The sequence below is a fragment of the Pantoea sp. EKM10T genome, from assembly GCF_011800685.1.
Classification (GTDB): domain Bacteria; phylum Pseudomonadota; class Gammaproteobacteria; order Enterobacterales; family Enterobacteriaceae; genus Pantoea; species Pantoea agglomerans.
In genome coordinates this window covers 58,548-83,371 of record NZ_JAALEU010000010.1, presented here as the reverse complement: position 1 = coordinate 83,371, position 24,824 = coordinate 58,548, and the positions used below count along the sequence as shown (strand labels likewise).

The 24,824-nt window shown below is 53.6% G+C and carries 21 protein-coding genes; 8 read left to right on the top strand and 13 right to left on the bottom strand.

The genetic code is table 11. From position 1 onward, the window contains the following. Positions 1 to 91: 91 nt before the first annotated feature. Together HFD95_RS18115 and HFD95_RS18110 are read right to left on the bottom strand one after the other, a co-directional pair. The gene (locus HFD95_RS18115; protein ID WP_010256969.1) at positions 92 to 301 is read right to left on the bottom strand and encodes a CsbD family protein; all 210 of its coding nucleotides are present in this window, start codon (positions 299 to 301) and stop codon (positions 92 to 94) included. Positions 302 to 472: 171 nt separating this feature from the next. Then, complete coding sequence (locus HFD95_RS18110; protein WP_022624239.1) at positions 473 to 1,690, bottom strand: diguanylate phosphodiesterase; 1,218 nt, start codon at positions 1,688 to 1,690, stop codon at positions 473 to 475. 959 nt (positions 1,691 to 2,649) lie between these two features. On the opposite strand from HFD95_RS18110, the gene HFD95_RS22180 reads away from it, so the two are divergent. After that, positions 2,650 to 2,883: a hypothetical protein gene (locus HFD95_RS22180; protein ID WP_022624240.1), complete on the top strand. Its 234-nt coding sequence runs from the start codon at positions 2,650 to 2,652 to the stop codon at positions 2,881 to 2,883. A gap of 75 nt (positions 2,884 to 2,958) precedes the next feature. On the opposite strand, the gene HFD95_RS18105 is transcribed toward HFD95_RS22180, so the two are convergent. After that, on the bottom strand, positions 2,959 to 3,288 hold the full coding sequence (locus HFD95_RS18105) for a hypothetical protein (RefSeq protein ID WP_010256979.1): 330 nt from the start codon (positions 3,286 to 3,288) through the stop codon (positions 2,959 to 2,961). A gap of 650 nt (positions 3,289 to 3,938) precedes the next feature. Between HFD95_RS18105 and HFD95_RS18100 the strand changes: the two genes are divergently transcribed. After that, positions 3,939 to 5,597 (top strand): methyl-accepting chemotaxis protein, encoded by a 1,659-nt coding sequence (locus HFD95_RS18100; RefSeq protein ID WP_010256982.1) that lies wholly within the window; start codon positions 3,939 to 3,941, stop codon positions 5,595 to 5,597. Between the two features lie 602 nt (positions 5,598 to 6,199). Continuing rightward, entirely contained in the window at positions 6,200 to 8,125 is a 1,926-nt protein-coding gene (locus tag HFD95_RS18095; RefSeq protein ID WP_010256986.1) for a methyl-accepting chemotaxis protein, read from the top strand. Positions 8,126 to 8,180: 55 nt separating this feature from the next. On the opposite strand, the gene HFD95_RS18090 is transcribed toward HFD95_RS18095, so the two are convergent. The 3 genes from HFD95_RS18090 to HFD95_RS18080 form a co-directional block, all read right to left on the bottom strand. Continuing rightward, the gene (locus HFD95_RS18090; protein WP_010256989.1) at positions 8,181 to 8,981 is read right to left on the bottom strand and encodes an MBL fold metallo-hydrolase; all 801 of its coding nucleotides are present in this window, start codon (positions 8,979 to 8,981) and stop codon (positions 8,181 to 8,183) included. Between the two features lie 77 nt (positions 8,982 to 9,058). Next, on the bottom strand, positions 9,059 to 10,174 hold the full coding sequence (locus tag HFD95_RS18085; RefSeq protein ID WP_124890793.1) for a metallophosphoesterase: 1,116 nt from the start codon (positions 10,172 to 10,174) through the stop codon (positions 9,059 to 9,061). A gap of 237 nt (positions 10,175 to 10,411) precedes the next feature. Then, entirely contained in the window at positions 10,412 to 12,739 is a 2,328-nt protein-coding gene (locus tag HFD95_RS18080; protein WP_033770142.1) for an FdhF/YdeP family oxidoreductase, read from the bottom strand. 267 nt (positions 12,740 to 13,006) lie between these two features. Between HFD95_RS18080 and HFD95_RS18075 the strand changes: the two genes are divergently transcribed. Next, a complete protein-coding gene (locus HFD95_RS18075) occupies positions 13,007 to 13,537 on the top strand; it encodes a cyclophilin-like fold protein (protein ID WP_243208640.1) in 531 nt (176 codons plus the stop codon). A gap of 148 nt (positions 13,538 to 13,685) precedes the next feature. Here HFD95_RS18075 and yajD read toward each other — a convergent pair whose 3' ends face one another. After that, positions 13,686 to 14,033, bottom strand: coding sequence for an HNH nuclease YajD (gene yajD / locus HFD95_RS18070; protein WP_003850685.1), 348 nt, complete (start codon positions 14,031 to 14,033; stop codon positions 13,686 to 13,688). Between the two features lie 120 nt (positions 14,034 to 14,153). Then, positions 14,154 to 14,435 carry a helix-turn-helix transcriptional regulator gene (locus tag HFD95_RS18065; protein ID WP_181955275.1) on the bottom strand — a complete coding sequence of 94 codons (282 nt, stop codon included), beginning with the start codon at positions 14,433 to 14,435 and terminating at the stop codon, positions 14,154 to 14,156. Positions 14,436 to 14,689: 254 nt separating this feature from the next. On the opposite strand from HFD95_RS18065, the gene HFD95_RS18060 reads away from it, so the two are divergent. Further along, positions 14,690 to 17,794: an efflux RND transporter permease subunit gene (locus HFD95_RS18060; protein ID WP_167430578.1), complete on the top strand. Its 3,105-nt coding sequence runs from the start codon at positions 14,690 to 14,692 to the stop codon at positions 17,792 to 17,794. A 59-nt stretch (positions 17,795 to 17,853) separates the two neighbouring features. Here HFD95_RS18060 and HFD95_RS18055 read toward each other — a convergent pair whose 3' ends face one another. Both HFD95_RS18055 and HFD95_RS18050 read right to left on the bottom strand, forming a co-directional pair. After that, positions 17,854 to 18,879, bottom strand: coding sequence for an alpha/beta hydrolase (locus tag HFD95_RS18055; protein ID WP_033759924.1), 1,026 nt, complete (start codon positions 18,877 to 18,879; stop codon positions 17,854 to 17,856). Between the two features lie 68 nt (positions 18,880 to 18,947). Beyond that, positions 18,948 to 20,072, bottom strand: a complete 1,125-nt coding sequence (locus HFD95_RS18050) for an MFS transporter (RefSeq protein WP_243208642.1) — start codon at positions 20,070 to 20,072, stop codon at positions 18,948 to 18,950. A 202-nt stretch (positions 20,073 to 20,274) separates the two neighbouring features. On the opposite strand from HFD95_RS18050, the gene HFD95_RS18045 reads away from it, so the two are divergent. Beyond that, positions 20,275 to 21,171, top strand: a complete 897-nt coding sequence (locus HFD95_RS18045; protein ID WP_010257019.1) for a LysR family transcriptional regulator — start codon at positions 20,275 to 20,277, stop codon at positions 21,169 to 21,171. Between the two features lie 63 nt (positions 21,172 to 21,234). On the opposite strand, the gene HFD95_RS18040 is transcribed toward HFD95_RS18045, so the two are convergent. After that, positions 21,235 to 21,411, bottom strand: a complete 177-nt coding sequence (locus HFD95_RS18040; RefSeq protein ID WP_010257023.1) for a general stress protein — start codon at positions 21,409 to 21,411, stop codon at positions 21,235 to 21,237. Positions 21,412 to 21,611: 200 nt separating this feature from the next. On the opposite strand from HFD95_RS18040, the gene HFD95_RS18035 reads away from it, so the two are divergent. Further along, positions 21,612 to 21,908: a hypothetical protein gene (locus HFD95_RS18035; protein WP_167430576.1), complete on the top strand. Its 297-nt coding sequence runs from the start codon at positions 21,612 to 21,614 to the stop codon at positions 21,906 to 21,908. 44 nt (positions 21,909 to 21,952) lie between these two features. Here HFD95_RS18035 and HFD95_RS18030 read toward each other — a convergent pair whose 3' ends face one another. Together HFD95_RS18030 and HFD95_RS18025 are read right to left on the bottom strand one after the other, a co-directional pair. Beyond that, positions 21,953 to 22,240 carry a type II toxin-antitoxin system RelE/ParE family toxin gene (locus HFD95_RS18030; RefSeq protein ID WP_010257030.1) on the bottom strand — a complete coding sequence of 96 codons (288 nt, stop codon included), beginning with the start codon at positions 22,238 to 22,240 and terminating at the stop codon, positions 21,953 to 21,955. Next, positions 22,240 to 22,479 carry a type II toxin-antitoxin system RelB/DinJ family antitoxin gene (locus HFD95_RS18025; protein ID WP_010257033.1) on the bottom strand — a complete coding sequence of 80 codons (240 nt, stop codon included), beginning with the start codon at positions 22,477 to 22,479 and terminating at the stop codon, positions 22,240 to 22,242. Before HFD95_RS18025 ends, HFD95_RS18030 begins: the two co-directional genes overlap by 1 nt. A 359-nt stretch (positions 22,480 to 22,838) precedes the next feature. Between HFD95_RS18025 and HFD95_RS18020 the strand changes: the two genes are divergently transcribed. Beyond that, positions 22,839 to 24,812 carry a methyl-accepting chemotaxis protein gene (locus HFD95_RS18020; RefSeq protein WP_167430575.1) on the top strand — a complete coding sequence of 658 codons (1,974 nt, stop codon included), beginning with the start codon at positions 22,839 to 22,841 and terminating at the stop codon, positions 24,810 to 24,812. Positions 24,813 to 24,824: the final 12 nt, after the last annotated feature.

Here is a 24,824-nt window from a genome sequence, read left to right as displayed (position 1 = left end):
ATCGGGTGCAGAGAGGGCAGTGGGTGAGGGGGATTAAACAGGGGTACAGAGCAGATGCCGGACGCAGAGACGCCCGGCGATTAAGCACACGTTACCAGTGGTACTTGTTGGAATCTTCCCACTCTTTCACTTCTTTTTCGGCACGATCTTTCTCGTAGCCGTAGCGTTCCTGAATTTTACCGACCAGCTGATCGCGCTTCCCTTCTACAACGGTCATATCGTCATCCGTAAGATCACCCCATTTTTCCTTAACTTTACCTTTGAACTGCTTCCAGTTACCGCCAATGCGATCTTCGTTCATGGTGACTCTCCCATTTCCGGTTGTTGTCCAGTGACCTGATGAATATCTGTATTGCCTGAAGGCTGTCAGATGAATCAAGCATGGCACAGCTTTTGCTTTTTGCAGCGAAGCGGTGTGAGCCGCATCAAATTATGGGCAAAAGGGAAGGAAAGGGGATTATCACGGCGGGGTCTATTCCGGGCGTCGTGCTGGCCAGCTTACTGCAGGCAGGGCATTGAGGGCTGGACGGGCAAACAGAAAGCCCTGGTAATAGCGTACCCCGGCACCTTCCAGCCAGAGCCACTCTTCAATTTTTTCAACCCCTTCCGCAATAACCGTAATTTCCAGTGCCTGACAGCATTTAATGATGGCCATCACAATCGCCTGACGCGGGCCACTGCGGTGGATATCGGTGATCAGCTTGCGATCGATTTTCACTTTGTCGGGCTGGAAATCTGCTAACAGCGACAGGCCAGCGAAACCGGCGCCAAAATCGTCGAGCGCCAGGCTGATCCCGGCCGCTTTCAGCTGCTGGACAGCAAACTGGAATGCGTCGAAGCGCGAGATGATCTCATCTTCGGTCACCTCAACCACCACCTGCTCTGGTCGCAATCCCTGCTGCCTGATCTGCTGGATAAGATGTTCAACAGCATTATCGATTACCACCAGCGACATGGGCAGCAGGTTGACGGAGAGCGTCTGCTCGCGCAACCCCAGATGTCTGGCCAGCTGGAAAGCGTAGGTTTTAGAGTGCAGATCGCCCTGATAGCGCTCGCTTTCTGGCAACTGCGAAAAGTAATCAGCGGGCGATGTGCCGTGCTGGCCACGTATCAAGGCTTCACAGGAGACAATCCGGCGATTTGCTGTATCCACAATAGGCTGTAGCGCAAATTCACAACGCTGACCCGGTGCCGGTTGCCAGGCTGGCTGAGATTCGGAGGTGACGGGTGTTGTCAGCGTCCACTGACTGGCAGGATCAATTTTGATAAACGTCTCTTTATCCCGCCCCTCGACGAAAGAACGCAGGAACTTCACCACCCGGTCATCTCTGATCCGTTCATCACTCAGGGTGACCCGCTTAAGCAGGGCATCCACTACGGTGTGTTTCTGATAATCACGTAAATCAAATAAGGCCATACCGGCATGACCGAAGCGACGCGCAGGGGCGTAATCCCGCATCAGCTCAATCAGGTTAAAATGCCGCTCATCCTGACTGATACGCTGGAAAACCGTGTGAACGTTGTCGACGCTACCCTCCAGCACCTGAAAAAAGTGCTGTCCGTCATAGAGCAGTATCCCGGTGACTTCAGCCTCAGCATTTTTGATACTGGCGCGCTCCACCAGCGCTTTCAATCTCTCTGGCGAGACAGAACCCGCAAGCTGGCTACGGTAAATAAGGGTGGAGAGCATAATCAGACTCACGTGGCAGAAAGTTACTGATTAAACATATCACAGAAATATTGCTGGTTAAGGGCACAACTACGACCATTATGCCGTTATATTTGCAGCATTAATTTAATCGTAGATTCAGGTAGTACTAAAGGATTCGACAATCAGGACATCAGATCGCAGTGCGGCAATAACCGGGCATAGAAATGAAGGGAAAAGAAAAACCCCCATAAAATCGGGGGCGAACAGCAGATATAGCGCATTATTATAACGTTACAGCATCCCTGGTGAGGCGCTGGTCAATCTGATATTGCCAGATTATTACGCACTTTTTATTCTCCTTACCACGTCATTCTGGCGAGGCTTTTAAGCGGGTAAAAAATCCGTTTATTTGCTATTTCGGAAAATTGTTTTGAGATTCAATCCACTGTTTCAGGCTTCAGGCGATGTCAGCACAACCAATGAATTATCAGGTTACAAATCAACCACTTTTCCAGACACTCCCTTAACGTCATCAGCACAGTAGTCAGCAACGCATGAACGTTGTCGGTCTGCAGAGACAATCAGATGTTGATATCTGCCTTATCTGAAAAAAGTGCCCCCTGTAAAAGGGGGCAAGGGTAGGAGTCAGATCGCTCTGTAAAAGAAGTGGATTTCATTACAGAGCCATTCAAAGATAGGGCAAAAACGATGTTTATGCCGCTACGGTTAACTCTTTTTTTAATTAGATATCAAACAATTAAAAAGCTAACAATATTCAATGGCTATTTAAATCAATACCTTAATCAGATATGAAAACGATTTCTAAGATTAGGATTAAAGTCCTGTTTCGGCTGCTGCTTCTGCTATAAATGGCCACAATTAAGCCATTGCTTAGCGATCTGAGACTGGTAAACAGAGCAGACTTGACCCTTAAAGCGAATAATTGTACTGTTTATATATACAGCATATTATCGATTGAGAGCCGGTGTGGGGTAGAGATGTCACAGGATGATGAGGTCTGGTCAGCATTCAGAGAAGCGATGAGGCGGGATGATACCGGTCAGTGCACAGTGAGTACCCGGGATTTTGTGGCTGAACTGGAACAACGCAAATCACCTCACACGCTTCGGGCCGCGAATACCTGGATCGAGATGCATATCACGACTTTCAGTGATATCTCAATTGAGCCTGGAGAATGTCGACTGTTCCGTGTGCCTGCGGCGCGTGATTAAAACGTGCCGCAGCGCAGACAGGATAAGAAAGGGTTTCAGCCTGACTGCTGTAACAGATACAGGCTGAAGCAGGCATCAGAGCCTGGATGTGTTCCGACGCATGTCAGACCGATCCTGGAATTTAGGATTCGCGGGGAAGCTCTTCTCGCACGCCATGCGCGCCAGATTCAATGCGACTTTGCGTTTTTTAAGCTTTAACTTCGGCAACCACTCTTTGAACTGTGCCGTTAGCGACGCTGCCTGCTGCTCGTTGGTGACACGACAGATAAATAGCTTGCTCTTGGTCTGACGACTGACATCAATGGCATAGATCTCTACACCTGCGCTGCACACTTCATATTCAACATCCGTAAACTGCATGTGTGGCCAAAGACCGGTTCTGGTTTCAAATGTGGCTAAATCCATGACGACTACCTTTTTTTATTTTAAGCGTTATTGCTACCCAACAGACTAAAGCCTGGTCGGGCCAGTGAGCATAGACCAGATTCAGCATTCCGCCAGCGATTTCACTGATTTAATCTGGCCCTGACACAAAAGGCTAAAATCTCCCACCGTCGCCTGTTATCTGACAGGTAGCCAGTCATCCTCTTATCAGAAAATCTGATGACAGACTGTCATGCTGGTTTTTCACCCCTTCAGCTCTTCAGCTCTTCAGCTTTACAAGCCCTGCCTTTGCTGCGTCTGCGACGGTATCCCACGAATTTAAATCGCCTTCTCCTTAACAATTATCATCAGCATCGCTGTTGAATTAGCGGGCTAATTATCAGATCCAAATGAATGGCTGCTTCCGCTTCATTGTGACCATCCGGCAGTGGAAATCTTCTGACAGGAGATGTGGCAAATTTATCTCAGATGATGAGATGTAAAAAGGTGTGTCAAAATAAAAATGAATAAATGGCAGAGTAGTGTTCTGGCTAGTTCACTCTGTACCATTCGCAAGGAAAAATAAAAAAATATATTCGCCATGCTTAATTAAAGCCCTGCAGACAAGAGCCGATAAGAACGATCCAACTTTAAATTATGTCCAGATTATTCTTTTTTTGCCGGGGGCAAGTATGACTATTACACAACGTCTGGTATTGATTTTCTCACTGCTTGCAATGTCACTGATTGCGCTGGTGATTATCTCTTTATCAGTAATTTCGGGCTTTCAATCCCGCTTTGAATATGTACAGATGAACGCAATACCCAGCATTCGCGATCTCAATAAATCGATCAGCGTGACCAATCAGTTGGGTATTGCGCTTTATCGCCACCACAGCACCAGCGATGCGGCAAAATTCCCTGCTGCGGAAGAGCGCATTGAGAATCTGCTTACGCAGATTAAGTCGCTCAATGATTACTACATGGCTAACGACATCTCGAACGATGAAGACAAAGCGATGACGGAACAGGCCTATAAAAATCTGGATGCGGTCCGCAGCGCATTGCCGGCATTTCTTGCCGCGTCACGCGCCCATAATGATGCGGTCACGCTGCCGTTATTGCAGAGTGAGGGCGGTATTGGTGCCGCATCCCGTAAGATGGAAGCGGATTTCACTCGTCAGATTCAGCTGAATATCGATATTGGCGAACAGCTCAGGGCGGAGAACAAGCGCGTTTATAGCCAGACCCTGTGGGCGATGTCTGGCGGATCGCTGCTGCTTATTCTGATACTGGCCGGTTTCTCCACTAAGGTGATTCTCGGCATCAAAAAGAGCCTCTCAGGCATGGTCAATACCATGACGCAGGTGAGTCATACCCTCGACCTGACTCATACCGCGGAGGTCCGCAGTAAGGATGAGATCGGCAAAACGGCGATGGCATTTAATCAGCTGCTGGCGCGCGTTTCCGGCACGCTGCTCTCCGTCAGTCACGCCGCGCAATCGGTGAGTACCGGATCAACGCAGATAGCGGCGGGCAACGAAGATCTCTCTGCACGCACGGAAGAACAGGCGGCTTCACTGGAGCAAACCTCAGCCAGCATGGCGACACTGAGCGAAACGGTGCGACAGAACTCAGAAGGTGCGCAACAGGCCAGCAGCCTGGCAAATAACGCGAATCACATGTCAATCCAGAATGGGACGGCGGTGAAGCAGATGCTCAGCACCATGGATGAAATCCGCGCCAGCTCTGCCAAAATCTCTGAAATTACCGGACTGATTGAAGGCATCGCGTTTCAGACCAATATTCTGGCGCTGAATGCGGCAGTCGAGGCAGCGCGTGCAGGCGAGCATGGTCGCGGCTTCGCCGTTGTTGCCTCTGAAGTGCGCAATCTGGCGCAGCGCTCCTCTTCTGCCGCCCGTGAAATTAAGGATCTTATCTCAACATCGGTTTCACAGGTCGAGCACGGTTTAGAGCAGGCCAGCGGCGTTGGATCTAACAGTGAAAATGTCCGTCAGGCGATTCAGCAGGTGGCCGATCTGGTCAATGAGATTGCGGCGGCTACCTCTGAGCAGAGTAAAGGCATTGAACAGGTTCATCAGGCCATTGGCCAGATGGATGAAGTGACGCAACAGAACGCCTCGCTGGTGGAAGAGGCCTCATCCGCCTCTAAGTCGCTGCAGGAGCAGGCAGAAACGCTGTCGGGGCTGGTGGCGACCTTTAAGCTGGAAAGCGATAACCGTGCAGTACAGTCGCAGCAGACCGCTGCAGTACGGCGTCCGGTATTACACACAAAGCAGCCTGAGCACCAGACCATCGACCTGACTAAGGCGAACTGGGAAAGTTTTTAATGGTTGAGCAGTAACTTAAGGGCCTCCACAATGTGGGGGCTTTTTTTTATCATTAATCAGAATAAATAAACGACTTTTTCTGAAATAAATATAAAATGAAATCGATTTCATTATAAAAGTGCAGGTAACTCTTTAGGGTTATAAGGTTTAAATTGGAATTTGCCGGGCGTAGATATTTGTTTTGATAGTCTGGTGATAATGAGTCAGATACAGGCAGGATGTCAGTTATCGGCTATTCATGATGTAACTTGAATTTATTTATCTTCAAAACAATAACGCTGAAGTCAGGCTCGTTGCTTAATGCTTTTTGCCAGGTGTTTTTATTTCAATTTTATGATTTGTAAGGTATTTTTTTAAGTTTGGCTTAGGCAGATATTGAAGTAAATATTGTCATTTTATTCACTGTAAAATAACGCAGCGCAATCTATACTCCCTTCCGTGTTATATGTACTTCTGATTTTTTTACGAAACTCCTTTCTTCATAGCGACATTGTGCTGCATGAGGCATCTCTGGCTATGTCAAAGAAACGGTAAAAATAATATTACGAAAGCTATTTCGTGCGCTACACACCTGCACGTCTCACACATCAGAGCGGAAAAGAATGAAAAAAATACTCGACCGGATTAATTTGCCAGCGAAATTCCTGTTACTCGGATCCTTTGCGCTGGTGCTGTTTATTTTACCCACCTTTCTGTTTATTCAGACGGGCAACCAGCTTATTGATACAAAGAATGTGGAACTGACCGGTATACCGGTCGAAAGAAAGGTGCTCAAGTTGCTGAACTTGCTGCAGCGGCACCGTGCGGAAAGCGCGATCGCTATCTCGCTGAACAAGCCAGATAACGCGCCACGTATGGCGTTGGTCAGTGAGGTTAATCGCTTATCTCAGACGATTGCTGACGAATTACGTCAGAATAATGAGCAGGCGCAGCCGCTGAAGCGGCTGGAGCGGGTTAATCAGGAGTGGAGCCAGCTGCAGAACGATATTAACGCGGGCAAACTGACCCTGGCAACCAGCCTGACGCGACATGCTCAGCTGATTCAGGTGCTACTCGATACGAACCAGGATGTACTTGATTTTTATCAGCTATCGCTGGATGCCGATCTGAATACCTACCAGCTGATTGTCAGTATCTTTAGTCGCCTGCCGCAACTGACTGAAACGCTGGGACAGATTCGTGCTAGCGGCACGTCGCTGATTGCGGGTGGGAATGTGTCGGATGCCGATCGCAGCCGCATGGCATTTCAGCTTGATTATGGCAAAACGGCGCTGAGACAGTTTAGCGGCAACATGGATAAAGTATTTTCCATTGAGCCAGATCTTAAAACCACCTTTGGCAATCTGGCACAGGATGCGAACCAGCAGGCGCTGAGTGCGCTGAATCTGGCTGATAGTGTCTTTGTCAGCGGTCACGCCAGCGTGACGCCGGTTGACTATGTACGGATCTTTACCCAGGCGATTAACCGTTACGGCGAGCTGGGTGAACAAACCAGCCATCGTCTGGAAGGAATGATGCAGACGCAGATCCAGGAACGCCGCTATGCGCAATATCTGTTACTGGCAGGTCTGTTTGCCGTCGCGCTGCTGGCCATTCTGCTGGCCGTGATGATCACCCGTTCTGTTACCCGGCCGGTTAAAGAAGCGGTCGAAGTTGCCAGCCGCGTCGCGGCGGGCGATCTGACGGCACAGCTGAACGTTTCCGGCAGCAATGAGATGGCTGAGCTGCTGAATGCACTGATGCGGATGCAGCAGCGTCTTGCTCAGCTGGTGTCGGATATCAAAGGTAACGCGGCTACCATCGCCAACTCCTCAGAAGAGATTGCCCGTGGCAATGGCGATCTGTCGTCGCGCACCGAGCAACAGGCGGCTTCACTGGCTGAAACGGCTGCCAGCATGGAGCAGCTGGCGGCAATCATTCAGCAGAACGCGGATAACACGCGCTTTGCCTCTGCCCGTGCAGAATCTGCCACGCAGGCTGCACTCTCCAGTGGTGCAGCAATGGATTCGGTGATGGAGACCATGCACAAAATTCGTGGCAGCTCAGGTAAAATTGAAGAGATTACCTCGGTGATCGACAGTATCGCCTTCCAGACCAACATTCTGGCACTGAATGCGGCCGTTGAAGCGGCACGCGCTGGTGAGCAGGGTAAAGGTTTTGCGGTCGTCGCGTCGGAAGTGCGGGCACTGGCACAACGTTCAGCCAGTGCAGCTAAAGAGATCAAGGGTCTGATTGAGCAGTCAGTCGGCCACGCGCAGGAAGGGATCGCCATGGCGCAGAACGCTGGCGATAAGGTGAAACAGAGCGTCAGCGCCATTGAACAGACCTCTCAGCTGATGCGCGACATCACTTCTTCATCCGAAGAGCAGAGCAGTGGCATCTCGCAGGTCAATATTGCGGTGAACCAGATGGATCAGGTGACGCAGCAGAACGCCGTGCTGGTAGAAGAGTCGGCCTCCTCAGCTGATGAACTCGCCGCGCGCGCAGGGCAGTTACGTACGATGGTTGCGGTGTTCCAGACCGCATAATGGTGTTAAACAGCCGCCTGTGGGCGGCTGTTCTCTTCTCAGCGTTTATTCCGCGCTACGCCTGATGATCCTGCAGACAGGCCAGATACTTCTCGCCCGACCGCATCACCTTCTCTTTTGCCTGCTGATGGATATCCTGCCCTTCAAACGCGCCATACAGTTGCCCGAATGTCACGCCGGAGAGCCTATGCAGTATGTCGCCTACCGTAGCGGCTGACAGCGGCAGCATATTCGGGTAGCTCCACATAAACGACACGCCATGCGCACCCGGCGTGACCTGGATAATATCACCCGCCAGAATCATCCCATCACCTTCGTCCCAGTGCAGCACGCTGCCGCCGGGAAAATGGCCGCCCAGCCGTAACAGCGTCACAGAGGGCATCAGCGTCAGCGACTCGCCCTGCCATAACTGGATATGCGGACTCTTCCGCACAATCCATTGGCGATCCCGGGCGTGCAGATGAATGGGCGCATTAAACGCTTCAGCCCACTCCTGCATGGTGGTGTAGTAGTGCGGATGTGAAATCGCGATAGCATCAATGCCGCCCAGCGCCGCGATCAACGTGTAGGTGGCATCATCAAGGTTGGCAATGCAGTCCCACAGTACGTTGCCATGCGGCGTGCGCAGCAGAAAAGCGCGCTGGTTAATGGCAAACTCAGGCACGGTTTTAAGACTTAACAGCGCATCGCTGTGAGCCGTCCACTTATTGGCGTGGCTGGCGCGCAGTTCATCAAACGCGAGCCAGCGCTGACCGGCGGCTGGAACGTACTGGCGTTCATCATCACAGATTTTACAGTGCTGATGAGTGGAATGAGCGGGATAAGCCGTTCCGCAGGCGGTACATAACATCGTCATGGTGATCTCCTTTGTCTCACTCAATCTTATGCACACCTGCGAAAACCGCACTTTCCTGAGGCCATTTCGTTACGCGATTACGGCTGGCGGCGAAGGGTAATCCGGGTGAGTTCTGAGGGACGACCCAGCCTCACCGCCATGCCTGGCCAGAGTGCCGTGCCGTTATTCACATAGAGCTGCATTCCGCCGACCTGATAAAGCCCGGAAACAAACCCGGCGTTGGGTTTAGCAAACAGCCTGTCCAGCCCGATAATCAGGCCGCCATGTGTATGTCCTGAGAGCTGCACATCCACGCCCTGCGCTGCGTTCTGGCGTGCATTGCGTGGCTGGTGATCCAGCAGGATTACCGGCGCGTTTTCAGGTGCCAGTTCCAGCGCGCGGGCCAGATCCGGGCCGACCGCGTTTCTGCCGGGTGCGGAGGCGTCCGGCAGGCCGGCAATCACCAGCTTTGCGGTTCCGCGCTGGATCACGGTATGGCTGTTGAGCAGAGGTTGCAGACCCAGAGAGGCCAGATGCGCCGTCCAGATTGCCTGATGGAAGAAATATTCGTGGTTGCCGGTGATAGCCCATACGCCGTCAGGCGCTGCCAGCCCGCGCAGCGGCGCAACGTCCTGCCGTCGATGCGCCAGGCTGCCATCGATCACATCGCCCGTGACCACAATCAGATCGGCTTTGAGAGACATTGCCCGTTCAACCATTGCGGCGGTCCAGCCCGCATTAAACAACCGGGTGATATGCAGGTCGGTCAGCTGCAGCAGCTGATAGCCATCGAATTCAGCGGGCAGGTTGGGCAGTGTAAGGGTCACCTCTTTGACCGGCGGCACGCGTATCGCCTGCTGAACGCCAAAGGCAGCCAGCCCCATCGCCAGCACAACGGCCAGATAGCGAACACCGGGAACCAGCTCCAGCGGATGACGCAACAGCAGGGCAATCAGCATGACCGCATCCATCAGCATCTGAAGCAGCGCCAGCAGCAGCACGGTGCTGTACGCCCAGTTAAACAGAATGATGATGATGCGGGGCATTTCAGCGGAGAAGATCCCGCCCGAGGTAAAACGGCTCACCAGAAGATATTGTGACGCCAGCAGCACCAGAGCGGAGAGCAGGATCTTTATAGCCAATGGCAGGGACAAAGGAATAATGACGCGCGCAATTACATACCAGCTGGGTAAGCTGAAAATCAGGTGAAACATGGCAGTTTTCCGGTAGGGCGCTGAACATCTGCGCAGGCAAAAAAGAGTCGATCGTTTATAGAGCCGTTTTCAGGACTGTAGTGTATATGATGTTACCGTCAGGCTTGCTTCACGTCGGGTGCTTTACAGGCGGTAAAGCAGGCAGAGAGGATCGATAAAACTTCAGGGCGCAACAATGAAAACAGCGTGACCGGAGCACCGGCCACGCTGGCAACATTCACGTATTGAGACGCCTGACTAGCGTAAAACGCCTGAGGTCGTCCGGGTCTCGTCAGTTACACGAGTCATGGATATCGGAATGCTTTTATAGGCGGGAATGCCGCTTTTGGTATCGTGGCTGTCAAGCGGAACCATCACATTGGCCTCCGGGTAGTAAGCGCCGACCGAACCTGGGGCCATATCAATAATCACGATGGTCAGGTTTTTCATCTGGCGCGAAGTGGGATTGCCATCCGGGTCCAGCGCCATCAGATCGACACGGTCACCGACCCGTAACTGTCGCTTCTCCGCCTCTTCTGCATTGATAAACAGCACATCGCGGCGGCCTGTCACGCCACGATAGCGGTCATTCAGCCCGTAAAGCGTGGTGTTGTACTGATCGTGACTGCGCAGGGTAGTGAGCACCAGATCATGGCACTTCAGTGACCGGGGATCTTCATTGATGCCCTGCATCACTTTAAACTGCGCACGGCCAGATGGCGTCAGCCATACGCGCTCTGAGGCGGCGTTATAGAGCCGGAATCCACCCGGATGCTTAATCCTCTCATTGAAGTTTTCAAACGCCGGGAACACCGCTTCAATGGCATCGCGGATGCGGCTGTAATCGGCTGCCATGGCCGACCAGTCAACCACGCTGTCCGGCAGCGTTGCCTTCGCCAGTGAGGCGACCAGCGCCGGTTCAGACTTCAGATGGGGTGAGGCGGGATCCAGCGAACCGCGTGAGGCATGCACCATCGACATCGAATCTTCCACGGTGACGCTCTGCGCGCCGGTTGCCTGAACATCGGTCTCTGTTCGGCCCAGCACCGGCAGCAGATAATTATGTTTACCCAGTAACAGGTGCGAGCGGTTCAGTTTGGTCGCCATATGTACCACCAGATCAAGATTGCGCATCGCCGGGAACGTGACCTGTGGATCGGAAATCGCTTCCGCCAGGTTGCCGCCCAGACACAGCAACGCTTTGGCTTTGCCGTCGCGCATCGCCTTTATTGCCTCAATGGCGCCGTGACCATGCTTCTGCGGCGGGCGGAAACCAAACACCCTCTCTATGCCATCCAGCAGCGACTGCGGCGGGATCTCTGTGATGCCCACTGTGCGATCGCCCTGCACATTGGAGTGACCGCGTAACGGACAGATACCTGCACCCGGCTTGCCGATATTGCCGCGCATCAGCAGCAGGTTAGCGATTTGCTGCACGTTCTGAGTGCCGTACTGGTGCTGAGTAATTCCCATGCCATAACAGATGATGGTACGTTCAGCGCTGGCGTAGAGCCGGGCGATATGCTGGATCTCCTCACGCGCCATGCCCGAGACTTTCAGGATATGCTCCCAGTCCGTGCTTTCCAGGTCGGCTTTCAGGGCGTCAAAGCCTTCAGTGTGCTCAGTAATAAACGCTTCATCAATGACGCCGGGTTCGCCTTTGCTCAGCGCCTCCTCGTGCATAGTGAGCAGGATCTTCATCACCCCTTTCAACATCGCTGCGTCACCGCCAACCCTGACCTTGTAGTAGGTCGATGCCAGCTCAGTGGAGCTCATTGACAGCATTTCAATCGGGCTCTGCGGCGAAGTAAAGCGCTCCAGGCCACGTTCACGCAGCGGGTTGATCGCCACAATAGTGGCACCGCGTTTCGACACTTCCCGTAGCGTGCCCAGCATGCGCGGATGGTTGGTACCTGGATTGTGACCGATACAAAGCACCAGGTCGCAGTGATCAAAATCTTCCAGCTCTACCGTCCCTTTGCCGACGCCAATTGACTCCGGCAGCCCGACACTGGTCGGTTCATGGCACATGTTTGAGCAGTCGGGGAAGTTATTGGTGCCATATTCGCGGGCGAAGAGTTGCCACAGAAACGCCGCTTCATTGGAGGCGCGTCCCGAGGTATAAAACTCTACGCTGTCCGGATCGTCGTAGCTGCGCAGATGTTCTCCAATCTCCCGGAATGCCGTCTCCCATTCGATGGGCTGATAGGTATCTGTAGCGGCATCGTACTTCATCGGATGGGTCAGGCGGCCTTCGCCCTCCAGATGCAGTGCGCTGCGCTCCCACAGTTCAGTCACGGTATGGGCGGCAAAAAATTCCGGTGTGGTGCGCTTGCTGGTCGCTTCCCAGGAGACGGCTTTTGCGCCGTTTTCGCAGAACTCAAAAGATGAGGCATGTTGCGGGTCGGGCCAGGCGCAGCCCGGACAGTCAAAGCCCTGCGGCTGGTTGACTTTAAACAGGGCGATCACATCCTGTTTCACAGACATCTGGCCGCGGATAGCATCGGCAACCGCCTTCAATGCGCCCCAGCCTCCGGCGGCACCCCCATAAGGAGCGATGCCATTTGTGCGATTTTGCTCTTTCATAATGCTCCACATTGTCTCTGTTGTTATTTATTAAGCCTGGTACAGAAATAGTTGCAACAACGTGGAAACCGGCTGTTATTCAGGGAAATTATTTCTCAAAATGTTTCGACAGTCCGAAACGTAAGCCGCAAATCAGTTCAGCACATCAGATGAAGCGCAGCGCATCCAGGCTGTTGCAGAATAAGCGGTGCGCGAGTTCCGCCGACAGGAGGATGATGCAGGGAAAGGGTGAAGGATAAATCTTTACCATCAGATAACGGCGGGTAAGTGAGCCAGTTTATTCAGGGCTGGACGGCGATCGCAGTAACGCACTCCATGTCTGAACAGATGCACCATAATCCGAAGAGCAACCTTATGAAAAGAGCCTTACTTTTTCTGGTCTTACTTTCCACCTATAGTCTGATACCCGCTAAAGCCAGTGGCCCGGTTCGGGCAGGAGAGCTGCGTCCCATGAAGATTATTATGACGATCAACCATCAGTCGTATGAGATTGCGCTGGCGGATAACGCCACCGCGAAAGCATTTGTACAGCAACTCCCGCTGACCATGACGATGGAGGAGCTGAACGGCAATGAGAAGTTTGCAGACCTGCCTGCTGCTCTTAATAACGATCCGCACAAACCCGGCACGATCCTGCAGGGCGATGTGATGCTGTATGGCAATAAGACGCTGGTTCTTTTTTACGAGACATTCCAGACCTCCTATAGCTACACGCCAATAGGAAAGGTGCTGTCGACAGATAGCCTCAAAAAGCGTGTCGGTGAGGGGGGGATTGACGTACGGTTCACCCGGCCATAACTGATATCAAAATCTGAAATAACCGGCTGGTAAAGGATTCATATCGCGCTGAGTCTGGCCAGGGTGACCTCTGGCATGACGGACTACGTTATGTTCTGGCCGCGGCCCGACATTGTGATTCTCTTCGGCCAGCCTGACAGTTCAGTCATTACTTCTTCTTATTCAGCATCGACTTCAGGTCAGCAAAGGGATTGTAGGTTGCCTCGCCGACATCTTTTTGTGCGTCCTCGCCAGCCACTACACGGGTGCCATACTGGTCAGCCTCGGTGTACTTTGAGTGCTCGTGGTCATGACAATAGAGACACAACAACTCCCAGTTACTGCCATCTTCCGGGTTGTTGGTATGATCGTGATCGATATGGTGAACCGTCAGTTCGCGCAGGTTTGAATAAACAAACTCGCGTGAGCAGCGTCCACACACCCACGGATAGATTTTAAGTGCTTTCTCACGGTAGCCGCTTTCCAGCCGCGTATAGTTTTTAGGGATCAAAGCCATTGCCGGGATAACCTGTTATGCAGAGAAAATTTCACGATAGTGATGCCAATATATCCCATAACGGAACAGAAGAAGAAATCATCGTGTTCCGCGGGACGGGAGGCTTTAAAATCCAGAGGATTAGCTGAAAAACAGCGTAGCCTCTTTTACGCCACATGCTCTCGCGTATTTAGAAAGATTCTCCACGCTGGCTGACATAATGTTTTTTTCCATGCGTGAGAGTGTCGAGGGGGCGATACCCATTCTGGCTGCGACATCAGCACTATTTAATCCTGCATCTCTGCGCCACTCGGCTAACAAGGCCTGTAGTCGCTCCTTGCGCGCTTCAGCTTCATAGGCTGCCTGAAAATCATCTCTTTGCATCAGTCTGGCTTTCATCTCAGCCAGGGGTTTATGCGCCATCGAGCATCTCCTGAAGTCTGCGACAAGAACGGCGATTTTACAGTGCTTACTGGAGCAGTCCAGAGACTCAAACTCGCGCCAGCACCAAACAGATTAATCGACAGGAGAGCGCCAGAATATCGCCGCACTCAGCCAGCCTTAAGAAAAGATAACGTCAGGATGTTCAGCCTGAGGTTACATCCTATAATCAACGCTGTTTGTTAGCCTGCAGGAATGCAGGTTTTGCACCCGCCCAAAAGGAAGAGATCCCGCTGATGTTTTCTCGTTTTTTTATTTATCGTCCCGTTTTCGCATGGGTTGTTGCCATTTTAATCATGCTGCTTGGCGCGCTCTCCATTACCCTGTTGCCGGTTGAACAATATCCCGATGTTGCGCCACCTTCGGTGAATATCAGCGCAACGTATACCGGTGCTTCTGCGGAGACGCTGGAGAACAGCGTCACGCAGGTGATCGAGCAGCAGCTTACCGGGCTGGATAATCTGCTCTATTTTACCTCCAGCAGCAGTTCACAGGGGAATGTGTCGGTTACCGTCACCTTCAGTCAGGGCACCGATCCGGACACGGCTCAGGTGCAGGTGCAGAACAAGGTGCAGCAGGCGCTTTCCCGTCTGCCCAGCGAAGTGCAGCAGCTTGGTGTTACCGTCACCAAATCGCAGTCAAACTTCCTGCTGGTGATGGGGTTGTATGACACCACGGGCAAAAGCAACAGCACGGATATCGGTGACTGGCTGGTCAGTAATATGCAGGAGCCGCTGGCCAGGACCGAAGGGGTCGGTGACATCCAGGTGTTCGGCGGTCAGTACGCGATGCGCATCTGGCTCGATCCCTTCAAACTAAACTCCTTTGCGTTGCAGCCCTCCGATGTGTCGGCGGCGATACGCTCGCAGAACATTCAGGTTTCAGCCGGTAAAATCGGCGGCCTGCCATCGCCTGATAATCAGCAGCTCACCGCCACGGTCAGAGCGCAGTCGCGACTGCAGACGCCAGAGCAGTTCCGAAACATCATCGTCAAAAGCGACAAAAGCGGTGCCATCGTGCGCGTGGGTGATGTGGCGCGGGTGGAGCTGGGCGGCGAATCCTATGACATGACCACCCGACTCAACGGGCATCCTGCGGCAGGGGTCGGAGTGATGCTGGCACCGGGCGCGAATGCGCTGGCCACCGCGACGCTGGTGAAAAACAAAGTTGAAGAGTATCGCCACTCAATGCCGGAAGGTTATGAGGTGGCCTATGCGCTCGACAGCACTGACTTCATCAAAATCTCCGTTGAGGATGTGGTGATCACCCTGATCGAAGCGATCGCGCTGGTAGTGGTGGTGATGTACCTGTTCCTGCAGAACATCCGTGCGACGCTGATCCCGGCGCTGGCGGTGCCGGTGGTACTGCTCGGCACCTTTGGCGTACTGGCGCTTTGCGGCTACACCATCAATACCCTGACGCTGTTTGCTATGGTGCTGGCCATCGGGCTGCTGGTGGATGATGCCATCGTGGTCGTCGAAAACGTCGAACGCATTATGCATGACGAAGGTCTGCCGGCGCGTGAGGCAACGGAAAAGTCGATGAAAGAGATCTCCGGCGCGCTGGTGGCTATCGCGCTGGTGCTATCCGCGGTATTTCTGCCCATGGCCTTTTTCGCCGGGTCGACCGGTGTGATTTACCGGCAGTTCTCCATCACCATCATCGCCGCCATGACCTTCTCCGTGGTGGTGGCACTGACCCTGACGCCTGCACTGTGTGGCATGTTGCTGCGGCCGACCTCACCCCATCGTAAAGGCTTCTTTGGCGGTTTTAACGGCTTTTATGCCGCCACCGAGCGCCAGTATCGTCACAAAGTGGTGAGCACTCTGCGCCGTCCGCTGATCATGGTATCGCTTTATGCGGCAATGGGCGTTGTGCTGTTTGTGATGTTTACCCGCTTACCGGGTAGCTTCCTGCCGACTGAAGATCAGGGCAGCATCATGCTTCAGGCGACATTGCCAGCGGGTGCCACGGCCAGTCGCACTGAGGCAGTCAATCAGCAGATTGTTGACTGGTTCCTGACTGAAGAGAAACAGAATATTGATGTGGTCTTCACCATCAACGGTTTTAACTTCAGCGGTGCTGCGCAGAATGCCGGTATGGCGTTTATTAAGCTTAAGAACTGGGATCAGCGACCGGGTAGTGAAAACTCTGCCGAAGCGATTGCCGGGCGCGCCACCTACGCGCTGGCGTCGATTCGGGATGCGCAGATCTTTGCGCTGACGCCGCCGTCGGTGCCGGGTCTGGGACAGAACAACGGTTTTACTTATGAGCTGCTGGCCAGCGGTGGCACCACGCGTGAGCAACTGGGCAACCTGCGCGATCAGCTCTTACAACGCGCAGCGCAAAGCCCGGAACTGCTCGGCGTGCGGGCCAATATCCTGCCGCAAACGCCGCAGTTGCAGGTCGATATTGATACCAGCAAAGCGGTGGCACTGGGACTGCAGCTGGATGACGTGACCGATACGCTGACCAGCGCCTGGGGCGGTGCCTATATCAATGACTTCATCGACCGGGGTCGGGTAAAGCGGGTCTATGTTCAGGGCGACGGTCAGTATCGTTCATCACCTTCGGATCTGGATAAATGGTACATCCGTAACAGTGAGGGCACCATGACGCCTTTCTCGGCGTTTGCCTCGACCCGATGGACCATGGGACCCGAAAGCCTTAACCGCTACAACGGCTCTGCCTCCTACGAAATACAGGGGCAGAACGCCGAAGGGTTCAGCTCCGGCGATGCCATGAACACCATTGAGCGACTGGCCAATGAACTCCCGGCAGGGACCACAGGAGCATGGAGCGGTCTTTCGCTGCAGGAGAAGCAGGCGGGCGGGCAGTCAACCACGCTGTATGCGATCTCGATTCTGGTGGTGTTCCTCTGTCTTGCTGCGCTGTATGAGAGCTGGTCGGTGCCTTTCTCCGTGCTGTTAGCGGTGCCGCTCGGCGTACTGGGTACCGTGCTGGCGGTGGCACTGCGCGGGTTAAGCAACGATATCTACTTCCAGGTGGCGTTGCTGACCACGGTCGGACTCACCTCCAAAAACGCGATACTGATCATCGAATTTGCGGAGGATGCGGTTCGTCGGGGAAGTTCGCTGAGCGCGGCTGCGTTGCAGGCAGCGCGAACCCGTCTGCGGCCGATTATGATGACGTCGCTGGCCTTTATCGCCGGTGTGATCCCGCTGGCGGTGGCGACGGGCGCCGGTGCTAACAGCCGCATCGCCATCGGTACCGGTATCATCGGCGGTACGCTGGCAGGCACGGTACTGGCGCTGTTCTTTGTTCCGCTCTTCTTTGTGCTGGTGAAGCACTACCTGACCCGCCATCGCAAAGGCCAATAACGCAGAAAGCCCGTCTGCAGGCGGCTGCAGACGGGCTGGGATCAATGATCAGCGGAAGATTACAAATGCTGTTTAAAGAAGGCGGTCAGCTTCGCAAACGGGATCAGGTCAGTGCGGTCATAAAGGTCCACATGGCCTGCATCAGGCACGATATAGAGCTCTTTGGGCTGTGCCGCACGCTGGAACGCATCTTCGCTGAACTCGCGTGAATGCGCTTTATCACCCGTGATGAAGAGCATCGGGCGCGGTGAGATGGTCTCAATGTCATTAAACGGATAGAAGTTCATGAATTTCACGTTGCTGGTGAGCGTCGGGTGCGTGGTGAGCGCAGCTGAACTGTTTTTCGGTGTGAACTCACCGCGAGGCGTCCGGTAAAAATCATAGAACTCTTTGGCTATCGGAGGCGAATCAGCATCGATTTTATGTGGTGTACCACTGGTGTACTCAGTTTTACCCCCGGTGAACTCTACATAGCGTTGCTGTGCCGCCGCTTCAATGATTTGCTTACGCTGCGCCAGTGTCTGGCTTTTATTCAGCGCATTACGGTTGGCTGACCCCATGTCATACATGCTGACGGTAGCAATGGCTTTCATGCGGGGATCAATCTTCGCTGCGCTGATGACAAAACTGCCACTGCCACAGATGCCCAGCACACCAATCCTGTCGCGATCGACAAATTCGCGGGTACCCAGGTAATCCACGGCGGCGCTGAAGTCTTCGGCATAGATATCCGGAGAGACAGCGTTGCGCGGCTGGCCTTCACTTTCGCCCCAGAAAGAAAGATCAATTGCCAGGGTAACAAATCCCTGCTCAGCCATTTTCTGCGCATAGAGGCTGGCGCTCTGCTCTTTGACTGCGCCCATCGGATGACCTACCACAATCGCCGGAAGGCGCGCCGTTTTACCGGCCTCTTTTGGTCTGTACAGCGTGCCAGTCACACCCATCTGATACTGGTTTTTAAAGGTGACTTTCTCGCGGGTGACTTTATCGCTTTGATAAAAGTTATCGGCGCCGCGTGACATATCGGCAGCGCTGGCCGCAAATGAACTGATCAACAGTCCAAACATCAGGGTTAATGCTCTCATAAGAAGATCCTTATCGGGGTTGACGACGTGAGGGCAACGGGTTGCCCGGTTAAACAACACATCTGCTATCAGGCAGCGCTTTCCTTACGGGCGGTGATCATCGCCAGTCCGGCGGCAGTGACCAGTAATGTGGCGCTGATGCCAAAGGTGGTCTGCCAGCCTGCATGGTCAAAGGCCAGGCCACCCAGCGTCGACCCCAAAGCAATCGACAGCTGTACGATGGCCACCATTAATCCGCCGCCGGTCTCGGCATTTTCCGGAAAGGTTCTGGCGATCCAGGCCCACCATCCGGTTGGTGCCGCTGTTGCCACCAGTCCCCAGATGCCAAGCAGTGGCGCCACCAGCCACAGGTGATGACCGAACACCATGAGCAGCATCGCAACCAGCGCCATAATCAACGGGATAATCATCAGGGTCAGATAGAATCCGCGCTGCAAAACAGCACCGATAATCAGCGTGCCGATAAAGCCGGCGACACCAATGGTCAGCAGCACCAGCGACAGCGCAGAAACGTCAACCTGCGTCACGGTTTCCAGAAACGGACGGAGATAGGTAAACAGGGTGAACTGACCCATAAAGAGCAGGCCGCAGGCGGTCATACCCACCGTAACCAGCGGCGAACGCAGCAACTGCAGAATTTTTCCGCTGCGCTGCCGGGCCGAGTTGACCGGCATCGATGGCAGCGTGAACGCCTGCCAGATCAGGGCGATCAAGGCTACTGGCACCAGGCTGAAAAAAGCCCCGCGCCAGCCAATGACAGAACCGAGATAGCTGCCCAGCGGTGCAGCGATAACCGTCGCCAGCGCATTGCCGCCGTTGAAAATGGCCAGCGCGCGCGGCACCTGCCCGGTAGGGACCAGCCGGATAGCGACCGCCGCTGACATCGACCAGAAACCGCCAATCACCACGCCAATCAATGCCCGGCCAGTCATGTAAGTCAGATAGTTGGGTGCCATCGCCACCATCAATCCGGATAGTGCCATTACCAGCGTGAGCGCCAGCAACAGAATTTTGCGGTCGAGGTTCCCTGCGATGCGGGTTATTGAGAGGCTGGTGATCACTGCCAGTGCGCCGGAGATAGCGATGCCCTGTCCGACCAGACCTTCGCTGACCGCCAGATCTTGTGATAACGGCGATAACAGGCTGACCGGCATGAATTCAGAGGCGATGAGCGCGAATACACACAGCGTCATTGCCCATACACCACCCCAGTGCGCTTCTTTATGCCGGGGGGAACAGTCAGTTGTTTCCGTGGAAGTCATGTTGTGTCCTGTTTCATTGTTTGCGGTGCTGATGAACTCAGGAAATTTTACTGTTTCGCTTTATATTGACTAGCTAATGAATCCTTAATGGGGTTATAACCAGAACTTATAAATCTATCGGCGGGAGTGCAGTATGAAGCGCAACATGAATGACCTGCAGGCTTTTATTACCGTGGCGCGTGAGGGCAGCTTTACCCGCGCGGCAGCGCTGCTGGGCGTGACGCAGCCCGCGTTAAGTCAGACCATTACCGCGCTGGAAAACCGGATGGAGATTCGGCTGCTTACCCGCACGACCCGTAACGTCTCACCGACCGCGGCGGGTGAACGGTTAATCCAGGCGATTGGCAATCGGTTCGATGAAATTGAGGCGGAACTGGATATGCTGACCGCGATGCGGGACAAGCCAGCCGGCACGGTACGGATCACCTGCGGGCCGCATATTCTGAGCTCACTCCTGATGCCAAAGCTGACGCCATTGCTGGCGGCTTATCCTGATATCCGGCTTGAGTTCGATGCTAATCATGGCTTACGCAATATCGTGGCCGATCGATTTGATGCAGGGGTCAGGATGGGAGACACCATTGATAAAGACATGGTGGCGATGCCGATAAGCCCGCCATTACGGATGGCTGCGGTGGCCACGCCCGACTACTTTCGTCGTCATGCTGCGCCGCAGGTTCCGCAGGATCTGCTGCATCACAACTGCATTAATATGCGGCAGGCCACAGCGGGTGGGTTGTACGTCTGGGAGTTTGACGGTGAAGAGGGGCCGTTAAATGTGCGGGTAGATGGACAACTGACGTTCAACACTTCGGCACACATTGCAGAAGCGGCTCTCGCCGGGCTGGGGATCGCTTTCCTGCCTGAGCAGGAAGTCGCAGAAGGGCTGGAGCAGGGCACCTTAATCCGCGTGCTGGAGCGCTGGTGCGAGCCGTTTCCCGGCTATTACCTCTACTATCCCAGCCGCAAGCAACATTCACCCGCATTTACCCTGGTCAGAGAGGCATTAAGGCTAAAAGAGGGGGCATGATGAAACTTATTGGAATAGATGCCATTCCATGGCGTAATACGTCCTAAAGCGCTTTATTCAGAATTACTTAGAAGGACGGCGACTAATTTTGCCTCCTTTCCGACCGGCTTCCCTGGCTTTTTCAGGATCGTTTTTGAAATTGCCCCCACTGGCCTTGCCTCCTGCACTGCCAGCTTCACTCGCCCGTTCTGGATCGTTGGCAAAATTGCCGGCACCACCTCTGTATTTCTGTTGTGTCATAGGAAGACCTCATATCAATGTTCCATTAGATAAAAAGGACTAGCTAGTCACATCTGCAAGCATAGTCGCCCGCTTCGTTTATGCAAATGCACAGACTTAAATTATTGATATATAAGATTTTAATTTTTAGCAGGGGATAGTGTCGGCAGGGCCCTAGGTGATGAACTACGCTTACAGACCTGACGAACAAGGAGAGTGCTATGAGTAATGCGACCTTAATCGACACGCTTGAGCTGGGCTCTGACGAGCAGAAGCAGAAATATGAAATTTACGGCGATGATGCACAGACGCCCACTTTTGCTGTGATCTACCGGCAGCAGGGCGATAGCTGGCAGCAGCTGGATGAGAAAATCACGTTCGCCGCGCAGGATGAACAGCAGGAAGCGTGGGGATCAATGGGCTACGGTTCCGGCGACACGCTGCCAGATTTACGCGACCTGCCTGCCGAAGCTCGGGAGCGCTGCGAACAGCACTGGAACCAGCAGAGTGACAGGTAAACAGGAATAGCGCCGCTTTGTTTGTTAGCGGTGAAGTCGCCTGTTTAAGAGAGACGCCTGGAAGCGGCAGAATAAACCTCTGAGCGCTCTCTTTTCCCGACAGCCACCACAAAAACCACCACCCGGTCATCAATAACCTGGTATACAAGTCGATAACCGGATGACTTTAGCTTGATCTTATAGCAGTCAGGTATCCCGCTGAGTTTGTTCGCCTCAATTCTGGGTGACTCAAGACACTCAGCCAGCTTCTTTTTAAGCTGTTCACGTACTGTCGGGCCCAGCTTGCGCCACTCTTTCAGTGCCCTCTGATCGAACTCCAGTTGCCAGGTCATTAAAGGTCATCCAGTGTGACCCGGACAGGCTCAGGGTTTCGCAGGCGTTCTTTAACTATGTCTACTAACGCCGCATCTTCGTCACTGAGTAACGTTTGCTTAAAGGGAAGACGTTCATTATCTGCAATATATTCAAGCATCAGGCGCAGCGCATCAGAAGGAGTCACACCCATTTTTTCGAGCGCAGCATAGGATCGTGTCTTCAGGTCATCATCGATTCGAATGTTAATTGTGCCCATAGCGAGTTCCTTTGTATTTACACTTGACATTACAATTGTCGCACTGATGAGTCTGTATCGCAAACAGTAAACATCAGTCACCCGCACAGCCTTATATCTTCCCGGTAAAATCACGCTAAAGCTTATTTTATGCTACGAAAATATAACATCTTCATCCATTAAACCAACTGCAGCAATCGTTAAAGGTTTTCCCGCTACTGGCGATAACCAACAGGCGTTGAGTGCGCCGATCATTGATGAACCCGGCACTCCGCGACGAGTTCTGAACGCGAACGGACCTGCTTTTAGCCCTCCTTTTATACACACCAGAAAGCGCTAATTTAAGCGCAAATTACTCAAATAAAAGCGAAAATAATAATATGTCGATCATTAAGACGATCAAAAGACACCTGCCTGTTGCCCGTCTTAGGCGTAGCAGTCAGCCTGCCAATGGCACCTACGATTGTCGTGCGTTGCCAGATTCACTGGCCTCCGTGGGTTTAAGCTCGCGGGCGGGCGGCATCCTGATGACCTTCGTTCCGCCTGAAGCCGATTTTCAGCGGGTCAGTCAGGCCTGGCAGCGATTCAATTCCGCCGACCTGACGGTATTGACGCTCTCTTCCAACGGCGCGCTGAGCAGCAGCAGATCGCAAAGCACCTACTGTGATGGCAATGGCCCGGAGGGAAGCTACCTCTGGCTGCCGGACACACTGATCGCACGCCATGAGACGCATATTGTTGATCTGCATGTCGCCGACACGCAGACGGCCAGCCAGCGCATCACCGCCATCCAGCAGGAGCTGGCGCGCTTGCAAGTGCGGATGCCGCTCTCGGCCGATCGTACTTTCGCCATGATTTACTGCGACGGATTATCGGCATCCGAAGGCTTTCTGATGCAGGCCTGGTATAACAGCGGGCGCTTTCCCTGCCTGGCGATTGGCGGTTCTGCCGGGGGTAAAATCACCTTTGATGGCACCTGGATTGGTACAGGTGGCAGGGTGTTGCAGGGCAAGGCTGTGATTGTGTTCTGCCAGATGGCGTCAGGAAAATCATTTGCTCCTTTTAAAAGCCAGAACTTTACGCCACGCGATCAGAGCTGGCTGATTGCTGAAGCCGATCCGGTTGCGCGTACTGTAACGTCAGTATTTAACCGCCAGGGGCAGCAGCAATCGTTTGTTGCGGCGCTGTGTGAACATCTCAACTGCAACGAAGCGCAACTGAGCGAACGGCTAAAGGGACTCACTTTTGGCGTTAAAGTTGGCGGCGAGTACTTTATTCGCTCGATCGCCAAAATTGAATCGGGCGGCGTACACTTTTTCTGCGATCTTGAGTTTGGCGATCGACTGTTCCTGATGGAAGAGAAAGACTTTAAACAGACGACGCAGCAGGAGTGGCAGGCTTTTACCGCTCAGCATGGCAAACCCGCGGCGATCCTGATGAACGACTGTATCCTGCGCCGTGTCGGTAATGCCGATAAGCTGCATAATGCCCATTTCTTCAAAGGCATTGCCGCCGCCGGTTTTTCCAGCTTCGGCGAAATCCTGGGTGTGCCCATCAATCAGACGCTCTCCGCGCTGGTGTTCTTTAATCATGACGTCAAAGCGATGAGCCAGTTCCCGGTAGAGTACGCCGGCTACGCGGCACACTACGCGCAGCGAGCGTTGCGCCGCTGGGAAGCGCTGAACAGCATCCAGACGCGGGTGCTGGATCGGGTTATCACTTATCAGCAGGCGCTGACGCCGCTGATGGAGGCGCTGCCGGTGCTGGAAACAGCCACTCAGAGCCAGGGAGAAACCCTGAGCCTGGCAGAGAGCAGTATCCGTAACATCAGTAACATCGCCACCGAGAGTCAGCAGGCGCAGGGCCGGCTGGATGATGGTCTGGACGATCTGGAGAAAATTTCCAACGGCATCAATGAGATTACGCATGGCATCAGCAATATTGCTTTCCAGACCAATATCCTGGCGCTGAATGCCGCAGTAGAAGCGGCTCGTGCAGGCGAGGCTGGGCGGGGATTTGCTGTGGTCGCGGGCGAAGTTCGTCGTCTGGCGCACTCCTCAAAAGAGCAGGCTGAAGCTACGGCCAGTAACATCGGTGAGGCAGTCAGCACCATCTCACGTATCCGGCTGGTGGCCAGTGATTCGGCGCAGACCGCCGCCCAGATGGCAGAGCGCAGTATCAGTGCAGCCGATACGCTGGCGGCCATGAATCAACAGACGCGACATGAGCGCGCTGACATTGCGAAGCATCTCGGCAGCCTGCGTGAACTGACGCAGGGGATGGATGCGATGCAGGAAGCCGTCACGCAGCTCAAGGTGTTACAAACTCTTTCCGGTGCGCAGGTTAAGGGCTGATTTATCAGCATA

What these genes read in the sequence shown, in the direction of transcription:
- HFD95_RS18115 (WP_010256969.1), bottom strand. Translation starts at nt 301, where the DNA reads ATGAACGAAGATCGCATTGGCGGTAACTGGAAGCAGTTCAAAGGTAAA.
- HFD95_RS18110 (WP_022624239.1), bottom strand. Translation starts at nt 1,690, where the DNA reads ATGCTCTCCACCCTTATTTACCGTAGCCAGCTTGCGGGTTCTGTCTCG.
- HFD95_RS22180 (WP_022624240.1), top strand. Translation starts at nt 2,650, where the DNA reads ATGTCACAGGATGATGAGGTCTGGTCAGCATTCAGAGAAGCGATGAGG.
- HFD95_RS18105 (WP_010256979.1), bottom strand. Translation starts at nt 3,288, where the DNA reads ATGGATTTAGCCACATTTGAAACCAGAACCGGTCTTTGGCCACACATG.
- HFD95_RS18100 (WP_010256982.1), top strand. Translation starts at nt 3,939, where the DNA reads ATGACTATTACACAACGTCTGGTATTGATTTTCTCACTGCTTGCAATG.
- HFD95_RS18095 (WP_010256986.1), top strand. Translation starts at nt 6,200, where the DNA reads ATGAAAAAAATACTCGACCGGATTAATTTGCCAGCGAAATTCCTGTTA.
- HFD95_RS18090 (WP_010256989.1), bottom strand. Translation starts at nt 8,981, where the DNA reads ATGACGATGTTATGTACCGCCTGCGGAACGGCTTATCCCGCTCATTCC.
- HFD95_RS18085 (WP_124890793.1), bottom strand. Translation starts at nt 10,174, where the DNA reads ATGTTTCACCTGATTTTCAGCTTACCCAGCTGGTATGTAATTGCGCGC.
- HFD95_RS18080 (WP_033770142.1), bottom strand. Translation starts at nt 12,739, where the DNA reads ATGAAAGAGCAAAATCGCACAAATGGCATCGCTCCTTATGGGGGTGCC.
- yajD (WP_003850685.1), bottom strand. Translation starts at nt 14,033, where the DNA reads ATGGCTTTGATCCCTAAAAACTATACGCGGCTGGAAAGCGGCTACCGT.
- HFD95_RS18065 (WP_181955275.1), bottom strand. Translation starts at nt 14,435, where the DNA reads ATGGCGCATAAACCCCTGGCTGAGATGAAAGCCAGACTGATGCAAAGA.
- HFD95_RS18060 (WP_167430578.1), top strand. Translation starts at nt 14,690, where the DNA reads ATGTTTTCTCGTTTTTTTATTTATCGTCCCGTTTTCGCATGGGTTGTT.
- HFD95_RS18055 (WP_033759924.1), bottom strand. Translation starts at nt 18,879, where the DNA reads ATGAGAGCATTAACCCTGATGTTTGGACTGTTGATCAGTTCATTTGCG.
- HFD95_RS18050 (WP_243208642.1), bottom strand. Translation starts at nt 20,072, where the DNA reads ATGACGCTGTGTGTATTCGCGCTCATCGCCTCTGAATTCATGCCGGTC.
- HFD95_RS18045 (WP_010257019.1), top strand. Translation starts at nt 20,275, where the DNA reads ATGAAGCGCAACATGAATGACCTGCAGGCTTTTATTACCGTGGCGCGT.
- HFD95_RS18040 (WP_010257023.1), bottom strand. Translation starts at nt 21,411, where the DNA reads ATGACACAACAGAAATACAGAGGTGGTGCCGGCAATTTTGCCAACGAT.
- HFD95_RS18035 (WP_167430576.1), top strand. Translation starts at nt 21,612, where the DNA reads ATGAGTAATGCGACCTTAATCGACACGCTTGAGCTGGGCTCTGACGAG.
- HFD95_RS18030 (WP_010257030.1), bottom strand. Translation starts at nt 22,240, where the DNA reads ATGACCTGGCAACTGGAGTTCGATCAGAGGGCACTGAAAGAGTGGCGC.
- HFD95_RS18025 (WP_010257033.1), bottom strand. Translation starts at nt 22,479, where the DNA reads ATGGGCACAATTAACATTCGAATCGATGATGACCTGAAGACACGATCC.
- HFD95_RS18020 (WP_167430575.1), top strand. Translation starts at nt 22,839, where the DNA reads ATGTCGATCATTAAGACGATCAAAAGACACCTGCCTGTTGCCCGTCTT.